The 15,082-nt window shown below is 71.9% G+C and carries 15 protein-coding genes and 2 pseudogenes; 10 read left to right on the top strand and 7 right to left on the bottom strand.

What is annotated here, in order from left to right:
• The first annotated feature begins 216 nt into the window (after window positions 1-216).
• The 3 genes from KWI83_RS03165 to tgmB all read left to right on the top strand — a co-directional run bounded on the left by KWI83_RS03165 (window position 217) and on the right by tgmB (window position 2,036).
• Window positions 217-531 carry a DUF1232 domain-containing protein gene (locus KWI83_RS03165; protein ID WP_218512651.1) on the top strand — a complete coding sequence of 105 codons (315 nt, stop codon included), beginning with the start codon at window positions 217-219 and terminating at the stop codon, window positions 529-531.
• Window positions 532-845: 314 nt separating this feature from the next.
• Window positions 846-1,037, top strand: coding sequence for a putative ATP-grasp-modified RiPP (gene tgmA / locus KWI83_RS03160; RefSeq protein ID WP_218512650.1), 192 nt, complete (start codon window positions 846-848; stop codon window positions 1,035-1,037).
• Between the two features lie 15 nt (window positions 1,038-1,052).
• Window positions 1,053-2,036: an ATP-grasp ribosomal peptide maturase gene (gene tgmB / locus KWI83_RS03155; RefSeq protein ID WP_218512649.1), complete on the top strand. Its 984-nt coding sequence runs from the start codon at window positions 1,053-1,055 to the stop codon at window positions 2,034-2,036.
• Window position 2,037: 1 nt separating this feature from the next.
• Here the strand turns inward: tgmB and KWI83_RS03150 are convergent, their stop codons facing one another.
• The 3 genes and pseudogenes from KWI83_RS03150 to KWI83_RS03140 all read right to left on the bottom strand — a co-directional run bounded on the left by KWI83_RS03150 (window position 2,038) and on the right by KWI83_RS03140 (window position 4,452).
• On the bottom strand, window positions 2,038-2,280 hold the full coding sequence (locus tag KWI83_RS03150; RefSeq protein WP_218512648.1) for a DUF5133 domain-containing protein: 243 nt from the start codon (window positions 2,278-2,280) through the stop codon (window positions 2,038-2,040).
• A gap of 136 nt (window positions 2,281-2,416) precedes the next feature.
• Window positions 2,417-3,773 (bottom strand): annotated as a pseudogene (locus tag KWI83_RS03145) (ABC transporter ATP-binding protein).
• A gap of 139 nt (window positions 3,774-3,912) precedes the next feature.
• Window positions 3,913-4,452, bottom strand: coding sequence for a hypothetical protein (locus KWI83_RS03140; protein WP_218512647.1), 540 nt, complete (start codon window positions 4,450-4,452; stop codon window positions 3,913-3,915).
• Window positions 4,453-4,662: 210 nt separating this feature from the next.
• On the opposite strand from KWI83_RS03140, the gene KWI83_RS03135 reads away from it, so the two are divergent.
• Together KWI83_RS03135 and KWI83_RS03130 are read left to right on the top strand one after the other, a co-directional pair.
• Window positions 4,663-4,893 (top strand): DUF397 domain-containing protein, encoded by a 231-nt coding sequence (locus KWI83_RS03135; RefSeq protein ID WP_218512646.1) that lies wholly within the window; start codon window positions 4,663-4,665, stop codon window positions 4,891-4,893.
• Between the two features lie 71 nt (window positions 4,894-4,964).
• Window positions 4,965-5,885, top strand: coding sequence for a helix-turn-helix transcriptional regulator (locus tag KWI83_RS03130; protein ID WP_218512645.1), 921 nt, complete (start codon window positions 4,965-4,967; stop codon window positions 5,883-5,885).
• A 65-nt stretch (window positions 5,886-5,950) separates the two neighbouring features.
• Here the strand turns inward: KWI83_RS03130 and KWI83_RS03125 are convergent, their stop codons facing one another.
• Window positions 5,951-6,775, bottom strand: coding sequence for an SAM-dependent methyltransferase (locus KWI83_RS03125; RefSeq protein WP_218512739.1), 825 nt, complete (start codon window positions 6,773-6,775; stop codon window positions 5,951-5,953).
• A 165-nt stretch (window positions 6,776-6,940) separates the two neighbouring features.
• Window positions 6,941-7,568, bottom strand: a pseudogene (locus KWI83_RS03120) (aldo/keto reductase); the annotation flags it as partial.
• A gap of 604 nt (window positions 7,569-8,172) precedes the next feature.
• Here KWI83_RS03120 and KWI83_RS03115 point away from each other — a divergent pair.
• Window positions 8,173-9,063 (top strand): Gfo/Idh/MocA family protein, encoded by an 891-nt coding sequence (locus tag KWI83_RS03115; RefSeq protein WP_218512644.1) that lies wholly within the window; start codon window positions 8,173-8,175, stop codon window positions 9,061-9,063.
• Between the two features lie 102 nt (window positions 9,064-9,165).
• Here KWI83_RS03115 and KWI83_RS03110 read toward each other — a convergent pair whose 3' ends face one another.
• Window positions 9,166-9,444, bottom strand: coding sequence for a GlsB/YeaQ/YmgE family stress response membrane protein (locus KWI83_RS03110; RefSeq protein ID WP_218512643.1), 279 nt, complete (start codon window positions 9,442-9,444; stop codon window positions 9,166-9,168).
• A gap of 224 nt (window positions 9,445-9,668) precedes the next feature.
• On the opposite strand from KWI83_RS03110, the gene KWI83_RS03105 reads away from it, so the two are divergent.
• The 3 genes from KWI83_RS03105 to sthA all read left to right on the top strand — a co-directional run bounded on the left by KWI83_RS03105 (window position 9,669) and on the right by sthA (window position 12,698).
• A complete protein-coding gene (locus KWI83_RS03105) occupies window positions 9,669-10,778 on the top strand; it encodes a PP2C family protein-serine/threonine phosphatase (RefSeq protein ID WP_308121970.1) in 1,110 nt (369 codons plus the stop codon).
• A gap of 180 nt (window positions 10,779-10,958) precedes the next feature.
• Window positions 10,959-11,165, top strand: a complete 207-nt coding sequence (locus KWI83_RS03100; protein ID WP_171115077.1) for a hypothetical protein — start codon at window positions 10,959-10,961, stop codon at window positions 11,163-11,165.
• A gap of 129 nt (window positions 11,166-11,294) precedes the next feature.
• Window positions 11,295-12,698 (top strand): Si-specific NAD(P)(+) transhydrogenase, encoded by a 1,404-nt coding sequence (sthA, locus tag KWI83_RS03095; RefSeq protein ID WP_218512642.1) that lies wholly within the window; start codon window positions 11,295-11,297, stop codon window positions 12,696-12,698.
• Window positions 12,699-12,702: 4 nt separating this feature from the next.
• Here sthA and KWI83_RS03090 read toward each other — a convergent pair whose 3' ends face one another.
• Window positions 12,703-13,197 carry a DUF5709 domain-containing protein gene (locus tag KWI83_RS03090; RefSeq protein ID WP_218512641.1) on the bottom strand — a complete coding sequence of 165 codons (495 nt, stop codon included), beginning with the start codon at window positions 13,195-13,197 and terminating at the stop codon, window positions 12,703-12,705.
• Between the two features lie 407 nt (window positions 13,198-13,604).
• On the opposite strand from KWI83_RS03090, the gene KWI83_RS03085 reads away from it, so the two are divergent.
• Window positions 13,605-15,077 (top strand): APC family permease, encoded by a 1,473-nt coding sequence (locus KWI83_RS03085; RefSeq protein WP_218512640.1) that lies wholly within the window; start codon window positions 13,605-13,607, stop codon window positions 15,075-15,077.
• Window positions 15,078-15,082 lie beyond the last annotated feature (5 nt).

Genomic DNA, 15,082 nt, shown 5'->3' with positions numbered 1-15,082 from the left:
CCCGCGCAACGGACGCGGCCACCTGAACCGCGCCGCGCGGCCGCGCCGCCCCGGCAGCCCCGTTCCTCGCGTTCACGGGCGTCAGCCCAGGCACTCCCGTACCGGGACGGGACGTGCCGAGGGGCACAAACGCCGCAACGGAGGCAATACCGGAGCCGTATCAGGGAATCCAAGTAGGGCACGCGCGTAGCGCTGCACCGGATTCGAGGAGGGCCCGTGGATTCCACCACTGCAGTGCTCGCCGTCGTCGCCGTGATCGCGGCGCTTCTGCTCGCCGCGGCCGTGGGGCTGTTGGTACGGCTGGTCCGGGCCCGGCGCGGACTGCGGCGGGCCGGGCTGCCGACCGGGCCACGCTGGGTGTTCTGGGGCGCCGTCCTGTACTTCGTACTGCCGACCGACCTGTTGCCCGATCCGGTGTACCTGGACGACATCGGCGTACTCCTGCTCGCTCTGCGCACCCTGCGCGCCCCCGTTGCCGCACGAACGCACCGCACCCCTGCCGAGGTCGGCCGGCCCGGCGAACCCGCCTGACGTTTCCGGACGGATCCCCGCACTCCGCACCCTCACTCAAGGGCGCGGCCCGAGCCACGCGCCCCCGCGACCGCCCCGATGCGCCCCACCGCCGCCGCGTGTGCGCGGCTCCCGACCCCACGACCAGTCAACCGACCGAATCCGTCGGCCGTCTCAGGTTCAGAGCGGCCAACTCGCCCGCAATCACGGAGCGTAAGGAAACCAACCACCCGTTCGATTCGTATAAGTCCATGGAAGCCCCGGACAACGAGCGGGAGATGCCACCACACGGCAGGCCGACGGCCTGACCGGGGCAGCACCGAGAGGGAGAGACGATGCAACCGTTCGCGCTCAACTACGCACGCCCGGCGGCGGAGTTGGACGTCGCCACGCCGTACGCGTACGACCCCGGCCTGCAGGTGAACGTGCTGTTCGACGGGCGGATAGCCGCCACGGACCTCGCGCTGCTCAGAGAGCTGGCGACAACGACCTCCACGGCCGGCTCGAAGACGCACTTCGACGACTGACCCCGGGCCGCCGACATGACCGTACTGATCCTGACCAACGCCGAGGACGTCACGGCGGACATGGTGGTGGTCCACCTGAACGCGTCCGGGGTTCCGGTGGTCCGCCTCGATCCCGCCGATCTGATCGGCGGGGCCGCCCTGTCGGGCGAGTTTGTGCACGGCACGTTCCGCGGACACCTGTGGTCCGCGGGCCGGCTGGTGAGCATGGACGGACTGCGGTCCGTGTGGCTGCGCCGGCCGGGAACTCCGGCCACGCGGGTGGCCGAGCCGTCCGCGTGGCTGACGGAGGAGTCCTCACAGGCGCTGTACGGCATGCTGCGCAGCTCCGGCGCGCGCTGGATGAACCACCCGGACGCGGCCCGCCGGGCCCGGCACAAGCCGTGGCAGCTGCGCCTCGCCCAGCGCTGCGGGCTGCCCGTGCCGGCCACGCTCATCACGACGTTCCCGCAGGCCGCGCGGGACTTCGCCGAGCGCTTCCCCGACCTTGTGGTCAAACCGGTCTCAGGGGCTCATCCGCAGGAGCCGCCGAGGGCGGTGCCGACGAGCCGGGTGGCACCGGACGCCGACTTCGCCGCGGTCGCCTTCGGACCGACGCTGCTGCAGCGGCGTATCGCCAAGCGGGCCGACCTCCGGCTCACGGTGGTCGGCGAGCGGCTGCTGGCCGCCCGCAAGCCGACCGCGCCCGACGCCGATCCCGACGAGGTGGACGTCCGCTTCGCCGCGGACAGGACGCCCTGGCGGTGCACCGAGGTGCCGCCGCGGGTCGCCGAGGGCGTGCGGGCGTATCTGCGGGACGCGGAACTCGCCTACGGTGCCTTCGACTTCGTCGAGGACGCCGACGGGACGTGGTGGTTCCTGGAGTGCAACCAGTCCGGGCAGTTCGGCTTCATCGAGGCCGACACGGGGCAGCCGATCGCCCGGACCATCACCGAGTGGCTGGCGAGACCCGCCGCCGACAAGCAGCGGCGGATCAATGGCACCACGACGGCCGTGCCGTGATTCAGACGGCCAGCGACAGTCCGCTCTCTCCGTCCGGATCGGTGGGGCGCCCGTTCATCAGCAGGGCGTCCGCCTTGGCGATCGCGTCATGGATGCTGGTGGTGCCCATCATCACGCACAGTGTGTAACTGACGTCCTCCAACTCCCGTGCAGTCGTCGACGTCTCGCTCTCCGCCTGGGCGATGCGCAGCGATGCGTACCTGGTCAGCAGCTTCCTGACGACCTTCGGGTCCGGAACAAGCACGGGGCGCCCCTCTCTCGACTTTTGCGCACCGTATGCCCGAACGGAGCCGGACCATTCACCTCCCCGAGTCCGGGGCACCCATTTGGCGCAATACCGTTGCCTACCGGGACAGCCCCGCCGGCCCGCCGTTCACATCTCAGGCCACCTGACCGCTGTGCAGCGCCGCGTACGCCCCGCCCCGGCGCAGCAGCTCCTCGTGGCTTCCGATCTCCTGGATCCGGCCGTCCGCCATGACCACGATCCGGTCCGCGCCGCGCACGGTGGACAGCCGGTGGGCCACCACGAACGTGGTACGTCCCCGCATGAGCCGGGCGAGCGCCTGCTGGACCAGGGCCTCGGAGCGGGTGTCCAGCGCCGAGGTCGCCTCGTCCAGGACGAGCACCTTGGGGTCGCGGATCAGGGCGCGGGCGATGGCGAGGCGCTGCCGCTGCCCGCCGGACAGCCGTGCGCCGCGCTCGCCGACCAGGGTGTCGAGCCCCTGCGGAAGCGCGTCGACGAACTCCAGCGCGTTGGCGTCCCGCAGCGCCGCCCGGACCGTCTCCTCGTCGGCGTCGTCCATGCCGTAGGCGACGTTCTCCCGGACCGTCCCGTCGAACAGGATCGACTCCTGCGGCACCACCGACACGAACCGCCGGTAGGTGCGCAGGTCGAGGGTGGTCATGTCGGTGCCGTCGAGCAGCAGGCGGCCGGAGGTGGGCCGGATGAAGCCGATGACGAGGTTGAGCACCGTGGACTTGCCCGCGCCCGACGCGCCGACCAGGGCGACGGTCTCGCCGGGGCTGACCGAGAGGGTGAAGTCGCGGACCGCCGCCCGGCCGCCGTCCTCGTACGCGTGGCACACGGTGTGGAAGGTGACCTGCCCGCGCAGTTCGGTGAGCCGGGCCTTGCCCTCGTTGTCCTCCAGTTCGGGCGCCTGGAGCACTTCGCCGACCGAGCGGACCGATTCGAGGCCCTTGGTGATGACCGGGGCCAGGCCGGCGAGGGTCGTGGTGGAGTTGGTGAGGGTGGTCAGGAAGGCGCTGAGCATGACGACGCCGCCGGGGGTGACGCCCCAGACGTCGTAGTACGAGATCAGTGCGGCGCCCGCGAGGACGAGGACGCCGATCACGTTGAGGACCACCCAGGCGAGCGAGCCGAACCGGCCGTTGACCAGGTCGAGGCGCATGCCGGAGGTGAGCAGGCGGCGCAGGGTGCCGTCCATGCGGCGCAGCGCCTTGCCCTCCAGGCCGTGCGCGCGGGTCACCGGGATGAGCCGGGTCATCTCCGTGACGCGGGACGACAGGGTCTCCGCTGATCGGCCCGTGCTGGACGACGGTGTCGATGATGGACGCGGTGATCAGCGGCAGCAGCCAGATGGGGCTGTGCTTGACGGTGAAGACGCCGACGGCTGCGGCGAGCCGCAGGCGGTCGGCGCGGAAGAGGTAGGCGAGGGTGCGTATCGGGTGTTCGCCCCGGTAGTGATGGTCGAGCGGTTGCTCCATCGACGACGCCATCCGCGGTGGTCCTCTCCGTTGGCCGAGTGCGTGCGGTGAGCGCAAGCGCGGTGCGGTGAGCACAAGCGCGTGAAAGCGCTTACTCCCCTCGTTCGGCCAGGGGTGTACCAGGAGCGGGTGGACTGGCGGCGCGGTGCGGCTACTCGCCGAGAGAACGGGCGAGTTCGGTGGAGGCACGGGCGATCTCCGCGTCCTCCTCGGCCATCAGCTGCCGGAGGACACCCCTGTGGGCATGGACGGCGCAGCGGGCGGCGCGCTCCCAGACCACGTGGTTCTCACGGTGGTTGAGCAGCTTGGGGTAGGCCGAGGCGGTGTGCTCCCACTGGCGGGCGTCGGCGATGTTCTTCAGCAGCTGGATGATCCGGGCGCGGCAGGTCACCTGGGGCAGCTGGGCGAGTTCCCACAGGAACGGCACGGTTGCGGCCGTGGCCTGCTCCACCACGAAGCCGTACTGGCAGATGCGGTCGCGCAGTTCGTGCAGCGCGCCGCTCGCGGCTTCGGGGCCGCCCCACGCGATGGTGTTGAGCAGCAGCGGGATCGCGGCCGCGGATCCGGTCGAGTCCTGGATCTCCCGCCACGGCACCTCGCCCAGCGCCCGGAGCGGCGTCACTTCGCCACTCGGCCGCGTCTCGCGGTCGGTGCGCTCGTTGCTCGGCTGCTGGGTCGAAGCGGTACGCATGGCGTCGGGCCTTTCCGCGGCAGTCATGTCGGACGGGGAGACAGGTCCGTGGACCTGCTCTTTTCCCTGAGGCAGCGTCATGATCGGGCGTCTTCCGGCGGGTTGACGCCACGGCTATTATCCACGCCGTGAGCGCCCGCGTGCAATTGCACGAGAAATTGCGCGAAAATCGGGTAGGGAACTCAGCACCGTGAACTGAGGGAGGACGCCATGCCAGTGATGCCGAACGGAGTGCGGGCAAGTTCGCTGGACGCCCGTTGGATCAAGAGCCGGCACAGCAACGCCGAGGGCAACTGCGTCGAGGTCGCCCCGCTGGTGGACGGCGGCATCGCGCTGCGCAACTCCCGCGATCCCGACGGGCCGGCGCTCGTGTACACGGCGGCCGAGGTGGCGGCGTTCCTGGCCGGTGCGAAGGAGGGCGAGTTCGACCATCTGGTGTGAGCTCCGCCTGCTGCGGATCGGCGAAGTGCGGTAGCGTGATGGATACTTCTGCCGGTCCGCAGGGAGCCATGATGTCCGCCGAGTCACAGCGCATCTCCCGCCTCCGACCCTATCTCGACCGGGCGGAGCCCGCCCCGACTCTGCTGAAGATGCTCGTCGGTGTGCAGTTGGCGGGTTTCCGCGAGGACGCCGGGCTCGCGCAGGACCAGGCGGCGCGCGCCCTGGGGTTCAGCCCGGCGAAGCTGTCGCGCATCGAGTCGGGCAAGGGCCGCAGGCCGCCGACCGAGACCGATGTCCAGGCGCTGCTGAAGCTGTACGGCGCGGACGAGTACGAGGCGTCGGTGCTGCTCCAGCTGCTGCGCCGGGCCGGGGAGCCGGGCTGGTGGCAGCGGTACGACAAGCGGCTGATGCCCGAGTGGTTCGACCGGCTGGTGGGGTTGCAGGAGGCGGCCGCCTCGATCCGTACGTTCGAGATCCAGTACGTGCCCGGACTCCTCCAGACCCGGGACTACGCCCGGGCGGTCGTGGAGCGCGGGCTGCCGATCGCGCCGTCGCACGAGGTACGGCGCCGGGTCGAACTGCGCGAGCGGCGTGCCCAGTTGCTGCTGCGGGCGGACGCGCCCCAGTTGTGGGCGGTCATCGACGAGTCCGTGCTGTTGCGGGTGCTCGGCAGCCGGGCGGTGATGCGCGAGCAGCTCGCGCATCTGATCGAGATGGCCCAGCGGCCCCATGTCAGCGTGCAGATCGTGCCGTTGGACGCGACCAACGCGTCGGCACCGTCCATCCCGATCACCTACCTCCGCTTCGACGGCCTCGATCTGCCGGACGTCGTCTACCTGGAGCACATCAGGAGTGCGAACTTCCTGGAGGACCGGGACGAGACGGAGGAGTACCGGGTCACCCTGGACCGGCTGGCCGACGAGGCGCTCACGCCGCGCGAGTCGCTGGCGCTGCTGCGGGAGACGATGGAGCGGCGCTACCCGCAGGAGTGACTGCGGGGAGCGCCTACGGGATCGTGACGGCGGGTGACGCCTACGGGGTCCTGCCTACGGGATGACTACGGGATCGGCATACGGCCCACGCCGCCGAACTCGATCCACTCGTGGGTGAGCTGACGGGGTGCCACCTCGCTGTCCGGCCGCCAGGTGGACACCTCCACGAGGCCCGGTTCGAGGATCTCCAGGCCCTCGAACAGGTCGGCGACGTCCTTCTCCTGGCGGACCCGGCCCCAGTGTCCCTGGGTCACCTGGTCCATGAAGTTGGTGACGAAGTCACGGACCTCGGGGTCCTCGCTGACCAGCTGGCACATCACCAGGAAACTGCCCGGGGCGAGCCGTTCGGTGACACGCCGGACCACGGCCCGCGGTCCGTCGGTGTCGCTGTCCGGGATGCAGTGGAAGACCGAGTTGAACAGCACGGCGACCGGCTGCGAGAAGTCGATCAGGCGCTGGGTGTCGGGGTGGGAGAAGATCGTGTCCGTGTCCCGCATGTCGGCGTGGATGACACAGGTGCGCTCGTCCTGCTCCAGCAGCGCGCGGCCGTGCACCAGCACCATGGGGTCGTTGTCGACGTAGACGACGTGCACGGTGGGGTCGTGGCTCTGGGCGACCTGGTGGACGTTGTCCTGGGTGGGCAGGCCGGAGCCGTGGTCGAGGAACTGGCGGACGCCGTACTCGCCCGCGAGGGTCCGTACGACGCGCTGCAGGAAGCGGCGGTTGTTGACGGCCAGTCGGCGGGTGCTGGGAACGACCTTGTCGAGCTCGTCGCACGCCGCGCGGTCCGCGGCGTAGTTGTCCTTGCCCCCGAGGTAGTAGTCGTACATCCGCGCGGCCGTCGGGACGTTGGCGTCGATCTCCTTGGACAGCGGCTTGTCGGTGTGCATGGATCCCCCTGTTCGCGCCGAGCGCCAACTCGACTGGCCTGACAGGGAGTACATCCTAGGGATGCGGTGACGGCCGGTGCCAGCCCATCTGCGAAACGGGTACGTTGTCGCGGGCGCGGGCAGCGGGCGTGGGCCCGCGGCCGGTTGCCCGCGCCCGTCGACACAGGCGGCGTCCGCCTCGGCGAGTTCCTCGGGGAGGGCGGACGAGGCCGGAGGCGGCGGCGCAGTCGCGGAGGTTCTCCGGGCGGCCGACACGCGGAACGGGGACGACCACGGGGCGACTTGGCGAGCGTCCAGGCCGGGCACACGCACTGCGGGCTCACGCCGGGGGCCTCGGCGATCCGGAGCAACGCGGCCTGCGCGGAGCCCGGCTCACCGACCCGGGCGAGGCCGCCGAGGGGCTCCAGGGCAGGAGACGATGCCGAGTTCGTCGCACCGGCGCAGCTCGGGCCGGCTGGAGCGGAACGCCGGGGAAGACTCGTTCTGTACGGAGACCGGGTGGCCGCCGAGGATGTCGTCGGCCACCCGGATCTTGCCCTCGTCCCACAGGTCGCGGACCTCGCCGACGGACCAGGCCGCCTTGATGTGGGCCGGGCTGCCGTCGAGGGTCCAGCCGCCGTCGCCGGGGCGCAGGTGGCCGCCCTTGGCGGCGACCAGGACGTCGCAGGCGCCCCGAGCCTTGGCCACCAGGGCCTCGTTGTGGCCCACCTCGTCAGCAGGCAGGTGGTGGGCGTCGGCGGTGTCGATCGGCGTGACGCACGTCCAGGGCGGCGTGCACGGTGGCGAGGGAACGCGCCGCCCGACGTCCCCCCGCGTATCGTCGGCGCCCTACCCGCACCCCGCCGCCGTCCGCGGGCCGGGTGGGCCGCCGCTGTTCAGCACTCGCAGCACTGCATCCGTTCCCATTCCTGTATTGGACCGCGGCCGCACGGTCAGTCACGCTGGCGGAGCCAGGGTGTCCACCCGGGGGCCCCAGCCACACCGGTACCGCGCGACAGCCGGAAGAGATCACGAACCCATGCACACTCGCCGCATCGGTGACGTGGAGGTCGGCGCGGCGGTCCGGGCGCGCTGCCCATGTCGATCGAGGGCCCCGAGCCCCGTGCCGTACGCCCCGCGGGCCCCAGTGCACCCGCGGCGTCGGCGCACTTGGTGGGACACTCGGTGGCATCCCCGCGCCCGCGCACCGGCCGATCCGCCCACCAAACGCCCACGCCGGCGCAGTCCCCGAACGCCCCCGCTTACGCCCCGGCCCCAGTGTGATCCCCGACGCCCGCGCACCCACCCCCCACGTCAGCACGCGGTACCCCTTTCCCCCGTCCGTGTGACACGCTCACCCCGACCGGCTCCCACGACGCCGGTCCTCGCAGGATTCCGCACCGTGGGAGAGGCGACGCATGCGTATCGGACTGCTCGGCACCGGCCCCTGGGCACAGATGGTGCACGCCCCCGCCCTGAGCGGGCACGACGGGCTGGACTTCGTCGGTGTGTGGGGGCGCCGCCCGGCCGCCGCCAAGGAGCTGGCGGACCGTCATGGCACACGTGCCTACGACGACGTGGACGCCCTGCTCGGCGAGGTGGACGCGGTGGCGGTCGCGCTGCCCCCGGCGGTGCAGGCGGACCTCGCGGTGCGGGCCGCGCGGGCGGAGTGTCATCTGCTGCTCGACAAGCCCCTCGCCCCGACGGTCGCCGAAGGGCAGGCCGTGGCGGAGGCCGCGCGCCGGGCCGGTGTCGCCTCGGTCGTCTTCTTCACCACCCGCTTCCAGACCGAGCCCGAGGCCTGGATCAGCGAACAGGCGGGCGGCGACGGCTGGTTCGTCGGCCGCGCCCAGTGGCTGGGCGCGGTGTTCACCAGCGGCGACAGCCCGTTCGCCGCCTCACCGTGGCGGCGGGAGAAGGGCGCCCTGTGGGACGTGGGCCCGCACGCCCTGTCCGTCCTGCTGCCGGTGCTCGGGGACGTGACCGGCGTGTCGGCCGCGGCGCACGGTCCGCAGGACACCGTGCACGCCGTCCTCGACCACGTCACCGGCGCCTCCAGCACCCTGACGCTCAGCCTCACCGCCCCGCCCGCGGCGGCGGGCGCCGTCGTCGAACTGCGGGGCGCGAGCGGGGTGACGTCCCTCCCGGAGAGCTCCGAAGGCGCGCTGCCCGCCTTCTCCCGGGCCGCCGACGCGCTGCTGACCGCCGCCCGCACCGGCCGCCCGCACGCGTGCGACGCGGCGTTCGGGCTGCGGGTCACCGAGATCCTGGCGGCGGTGCAGGACGTGCTCGACCGGCCCGTCGACTGAGCCGCAGGTCGTGACAGTGCGGGGGCGCGGAACGGACGTCCGTTCCGCGCCCCCGCACGGGGGGCTCTCGGGCCGCGGCCCGCTCTGCTCGGGGGTCACGCCTCAGGCGTGCCGGTGCGAACGCCGGCCGCCGGTGAACGCCCGGTACAGCAGGAGCAGGATGAGCGAGCCGACGATCGCGGCGACCCACGTCGACAGGTCGAAGAACCCGCCGATCGAGTCGATGCCGAAAATGACCATCCCCAGCCAGCCGCCGAGCAGAGCACCGGCGACACCGATCAGCATCGTGATGATGATCCCGCCCGGGTCCTTGCCCGGCAGCAGCAGCTTGGCGATGGCACCGGCCAGTAGCCCGATCAGGATCCAGGCGATGATGCCCACGTCTCCTCCACCATCCGTCGGAACTGTGTTCCCCTACCGGATGCACCGAAAAGCCGTTGTCAAACCAGAAACCGGACGACCGTTGCGCCCGCCGTGCACCGTCTCCCGGTGCCCTCGTCGTTTCGCTTCGCCAGGGCGGGTTCGCGGGCGAACAGGTCCTGTACGGCGGTGCAGGCCGCATGACACCCGGCACCGACACCCCCGGCCCGGCGTAGCGTGGTGCTGTGGATACGGCGCACGTCCTGTCACCGCTCCGGCGCCCGGACCGGCGGGGCTGGCTGCGGGGCGCACCGCCGCCACGCTGGGTGCGGGTGCTGCCGGTGGCCCTGATCGCGGGCGTGGCCGTGGCGACGGCGGTCAGCCACGATCCGCTCGACATCGGCTTCCTGCTGGGCGCCATCCCGCCGCTGGCCGTCCTGTCGTACGGGCCGCTGGCGACGGCGCTCCTCGGCACGGCGGCGATCACGCTGCTGAACATCCCGGCGCTCCAGCTGAACCGGCCCGGCGACACCGACCTGTGGACGCTCGGCTTCGTCGCCGCGCTGAGCGTGTTCGTGTCCTTCGTCCGCAGTCACCGCGACGCCCAGCTCGACCTCGAACGCACCACCGCCGAGGCCGCGCAGCGCGCCCTGCTGCCGCCGCTGCCGGAGGCGGTCGGCCCGGTGCGCTGTACGGGCCTGTACCGGGCGGCGCAGCGCGGGACGCTGGTCGGCGGTGACTTCTACGACGTGCGCGACGGCCCGTACGGGGTGCGCGCGGTGCTGGGCGACGTCGAGGGGCACGGTCTGGCGGCCATCGGCACGGTGGCCTCGCTGCTGGGCGCCTTCCGGGAGGCGGTGCTCGACCAGCCGGACCTGGAGTCGGTGGCCGGCCGGCTGGACCGCCGGCTGACGGTGGACTCGGCGGCCGCCCGGCACGCCGATCTGTTCGCGACCGCCGTGCTGCTGGAGTTCGCCCGCGACGTGCGTTCCGTCCGGGTGCTGGCCTGCGGGCATCCGCCGCCGGTGCTGCTGCGCGCGGGAACGGCCACGGACATCAAGGTCGAGGCGTGTACGCCGCTGGGGCTGGGCCTCGCCGACAGCACCCCGCACCGGGGGGTCACCGTGCGGCTGGAGCCGGGCGACCGGCTCTTCCTGGCCTCGGACGGCGTCTTCGAGGCCCGTGACCCGGCCGGCGCGTTCTACCCGCTGACCCAGCGGCTGGCGCTGCTGAACGGGGACGACCGCGCCACCCTGCCCGACCGCGTGTGGGAGGACCTGCTGCGGCACACCCGGAGCATCCACGACGACGTCACGATGCTCGTTCTCGCTCCCCGGCCGCCGGAGCGGCCCTGATTCCCTCGGCGCGGATGCGCGGCAGCACAGGCTCTCGACGGGCACCCTCCCGGGCCTTCAGAGAAGGCCGGGCGCGGAGCCTTCCGGATGCAGGGTGTGCTCCGGCGTTGAATGGTGTAAGTGGACCCGATGACCGCACCGGGTCCACAGCAGAACCCCCGGACCGGAGGAGCAGAGATCATGTCTACGCCACAGCCCGACGCGTCCCGGAGGCCCGCGGACCGCGTCACCCCGGACGCCCTGCTCCACACCCGCACCGGCACGGACGTGTCGCCGGAGGACGTGGTGCTTGCCTCGGGCAAGGACCTCACGCCGAAGAACCTGGAGTGGGCGCGGCGCAAGCTGGCGCAGGAGGGCGACGCCGCGCTCGACAAGCTGCTGCCGTAGCCCTGCGTAGGTGAGCGCCCGCAGGTCCGGCTCCCCCGTGGCCCGCGGGAGTTGACCCACGCCACGTAGAGGTTGCGCCATGGCTGTCGCCCTTACGGAGGGACCGGTCGGGCTGTCACACTTCCGAGGGTGCCCGACTTCGACATGCTCGTCCTCGGATCCGGCCCCGGTGGCCAGAAGGCCGCCATCGCCGCGGCCAAGCTGGGCCGCCGTGTCGCCGTCGTCGACCGCCCCGACATGGTCGGCGGGGTCTCCCTCCACACCGGAACCATCCCCTCCAAGACGCTGCGTGAGGCGGTGCTCTACCTCACCGGTCTCACCCAGCGCGACCTGTACGGACAGAGCTACCGCCTGAAGGAGGACATCACCGTCGCCGACCTGACCGCGCGCACCCAGCACGTCGTCGGCCGCGAGGTGGACGTCATCCGCAGCCAGCTGTCCCGCAATCACGTCGCCCTGTTCTCCGGCACGGGCCGCTTCGTCGACCCGCACACCGTCGCCCTGCACGAGGTCGGCGGCCGGGAGCGGCTGATCAGCGCCGAGCACATCGTGATCGCCACCGGCACCCGGCCGGCCCGGCCGGACAGCGTGGAGTTCGACGGCCGCACGATCATGGACTCGGACAACGTCCTGGCCCTCGAACGCGTCCCGCGCTCCATGGTCATCGTGGGTGCGGGGGTGATCGGCATGGAGTACGCGAGCATGTTCGCCGCCCTCGGCAGCAAGGTGACGGTGGTCGAGAGGCGGGCCGGGATGCTCGACATGTGCGACGTCGAGGTCGTCGAGTCGCTCAAGTACCACCTGCGGGACCTCGCGGTGACGTTCCGGTTCGGGGAGACCGTCGCCGCGGTCGAGCGGCATCCCCGGGGTGCCCTGACCGTGCTGGAGAGCGGCAAGAAGATACCGGCGGACGCGGTGATGTACTCGGCGGGCCGGCAGGGCCTCACGGACGGCCTCGACCTCGACAGGGCGGGCCTGGCCGCCGACGCGCGCGGCCGGATCGCGGTCGACGAGCACTACCGGACGCAGGTGCCGCACATCTACGCCGTCGGCGACGTCATCGGCTATCCGGCGCTGGCCGCGACCTCCATGGAGCAGGGGCGGGCGGCGGCGTACCACGCCTTCGGGGAGCCGGTGGGGCGGATGCACAACCTCCAGCCCATCGGTATCTACACCATCCCGGAGATCAGCTTCGTGGGGCGTACGGAGGACCGGCTCACCGAGGACCGGGTGCCGTTCGAGGTCGGTGTCTCCCGCTACCGGGAGCTGGCCCGCGGGCAGATCATCGGGGACTCGCACGGCGTGCTGAAGCTGCTCGTCTCACCCGAGGACCGCACGCTGCTCGGCGTGCACTGCTTCGGCACGGGGGCGACCGAGCTGATCCACATCGGGCAGTCCGTGATGGGGTGCGGCGGCACGGTCGACTACCTGGTCGATGCGGTGTTCAACTACCCGACCTTGGCGGAGTCCTACAAGGTGGCCGCACTGGACGCCACGAACAAGCTCCGCCAGATCGACCGCATCGCCGACTGACGGGTCAGGTCGTGTCCTCGTCCACGACGTGCACGGCCGCCTCCTCGGCGCCCGCCGCACCGGCGTCGACGCCCTTGTCCTCGGCGACCGCCTCCTTCGTCGTGTCCGGGTGCGCCCCCTCGTCCGGGGCCACCAGGCGCCCAGCACGCTCGGCGCCCGCCTCGGGGTCGACCGGCTCGCCCTCGCCACCGGGGAGGTCACCGATGTCGTCACCGGCGGGCTCGGCCACATCGGGCCGCTCCTGGGCGAGGCGCCGGCCGAGGGTCTCGCCGGTGTGCTGCTCGGCGGCCGTGGTGCCGTGCTTGCTGACGCCGAGGGGCTTCTCCGGCGGCGAGTAGCCCTCGTCCAGGGTGTCGTCGTACGTGCGCTCGTCGACGGCGTCCTGCAGGTCGAGGGGCGCGGCGTCCTCCTGCTCCTCGTTGGTCCCGGTGGGCTGGTAGACGTCGTCGGCCATCGCGTCGTCCGCCACCGGTTCGGGGCGCGTCCCTTCGCTGCCCATGGCTGCCTCCCTGCTGCGTCGGCTCGTCGGTCTCGGCGTTGGTCCCTGTCCGCGTTTCCCGTCGGGCGCGCTCCATGCGCGCTTCCGGCACGGCGGATCGCACCGCGCCACGCCGGTTCCGCTTCTCGGGCGGCAAGGCACCTGACCGGCATCGGAGTTGGCCAGGTGGCGGTCCGCGAGATTTCCACGGAGATCAATCGTGCACGGCCGACGCGCGGGGCTATCATCACTCGCACACACGGTGTGACCGTCCGACAACAGGGCGGCCATCACCGCACCCTCCCCTTTTCTGCCGCCCCGGGCCCGAGGCCATCCCTCTTGGTCGGTGGCGGGTTCACCCCCCCCACACTCCTTACGCCGTCGGGGCGTTCGCCCTCGCGTCGTGCAAGTCGAAAGCAGCGCAAGGCATGAGCAAGAGCACGGGCAGAGGGCTGCAGGCAGGCGCCCTGGGTACGTTCGACACCGTGGTGATGGCGGTCGCGGGCAGCGCCCCCGCGTACTCGCTGGCCGCGACCACGGCCGTTCTGTTCGCGGCGGTGGGGCTGGCGGGCCCGGCGGCTCTGCTGTACTGCGCGATCCCCATGCTGGGCATCGCACTGGCGTTCAGCCGTCTGAGCCGTATCGACGTGAACGCGGGCGCCAGTTACTCCTGGGTGGGCCGTACGCTCCACCCGTTCCTGGGGTTCATCAGCGGCTGGGCGCTGGTGGTGTCGGCGACCATCTTCATGGTGGCCGGTTCGCTGCCCGCCGGGTCGATGACGCTGGCCCTGTTCGACGAGGACCTGGCCGGCGACACGGCGCTCGCCTCGGTGGTCGGCGCGGGCTGGTTCCTGCTGATGCTGCTGGTGGTGCTGGGCGGCGCCCGGCTGACCGTGCGCGCGCAGCTGCTGATGTCCGGTGTGGAGCTGGTCATCCTCGCGGTCTTCGCGGTGCTGGCCCTGCTGCACTCGGACAACGCCCGCGCGTTCGACTGGTCCTGGCTCGGGTTCGGACACTTCGACGGCCTGTCGGGCTTCGCTTCGGGCGCGCTGGTCGCGGCGTTCTACTACTGGGGCTGGGACGTCGCCTGCAATCTCAGCGAGGAGACCCGCAACAGCCGCCGTACGACGGGCCTCGCGGGGCTCATCGGCGTCGGCATCGTCTTCCTGCTGTTCCTGGTGTTCACCATCGCCGTGAACATCGTGCTCTCCACCCGGCAGATCGAGGAGAGCGGCTCGGACGTGCTGGCCGTGCTGGGCGACGAGATCTGGCCGGGCTGGGGCGGCAAGCTGATCGTCGTGGCGGTGATGCTGTCCACCATCGCCACGCTGGAGACGACGCTGATCCAGGTCACGCGGTCACTGTTCGCGATGGGCCGGGACCGTACGATGCCGGCCGCGCTGGGCCGGGTGCACCGCCGGTGGAACACGCCGTGGGTGGCGGTCACCGTGGTCGGCGCGGTGGCGCTGGCGTTGTTCGTCGCCGCCAATGCGCTGGGCTCGGTGGGCGACATCCTGTCCGAGGCCATCTCGGCGATCGGTCTGCAGATCGCGGTGTACTACGGCCTGGCGGGCCTCGCCGCGGTCGCCGCCTACCGGGGGATGCTGCTCCGCTCGCCGGCGCACTTCCTGCTCGGCGGGGTGTGGCCGTTGCTGGGCTCGCTGTTCATGTTCTGGGGCTTCGTGGAGTCCCTGGGCGAGTTGAGCGCGGCGGCGGTCGCGATCGGCGTCGGCGGGCTCGCCGTGGGCGTGGTGCCGATGCTCTGGTACTGGCACCGGGGCAGCGACTACTACCGCCCGTACCGGCTGGACGCTACCCGGGCCATCGCGCCGGACTACCCACCCGACGGCCACGCGGCCGCGGGCGCCCGCAGCCACGAGGGTCTCTCCACCGACTTCTGAAAGAG

Source organism: Streptomyces sp. TRM70350 (genome assembly GCF_019219825.1).
Taxonomy (GTDB): domain Bacteria; phylum Actinomycetota; class Actinomycetes; order Streptomycetales; family Streptomycetaceae; genus Streptomyces.
The sequence above is the reverse complement of the archived record's forward strand: the minus strand, read 5'-3'. Positions and strand labels throughout refer to the sequence as shown.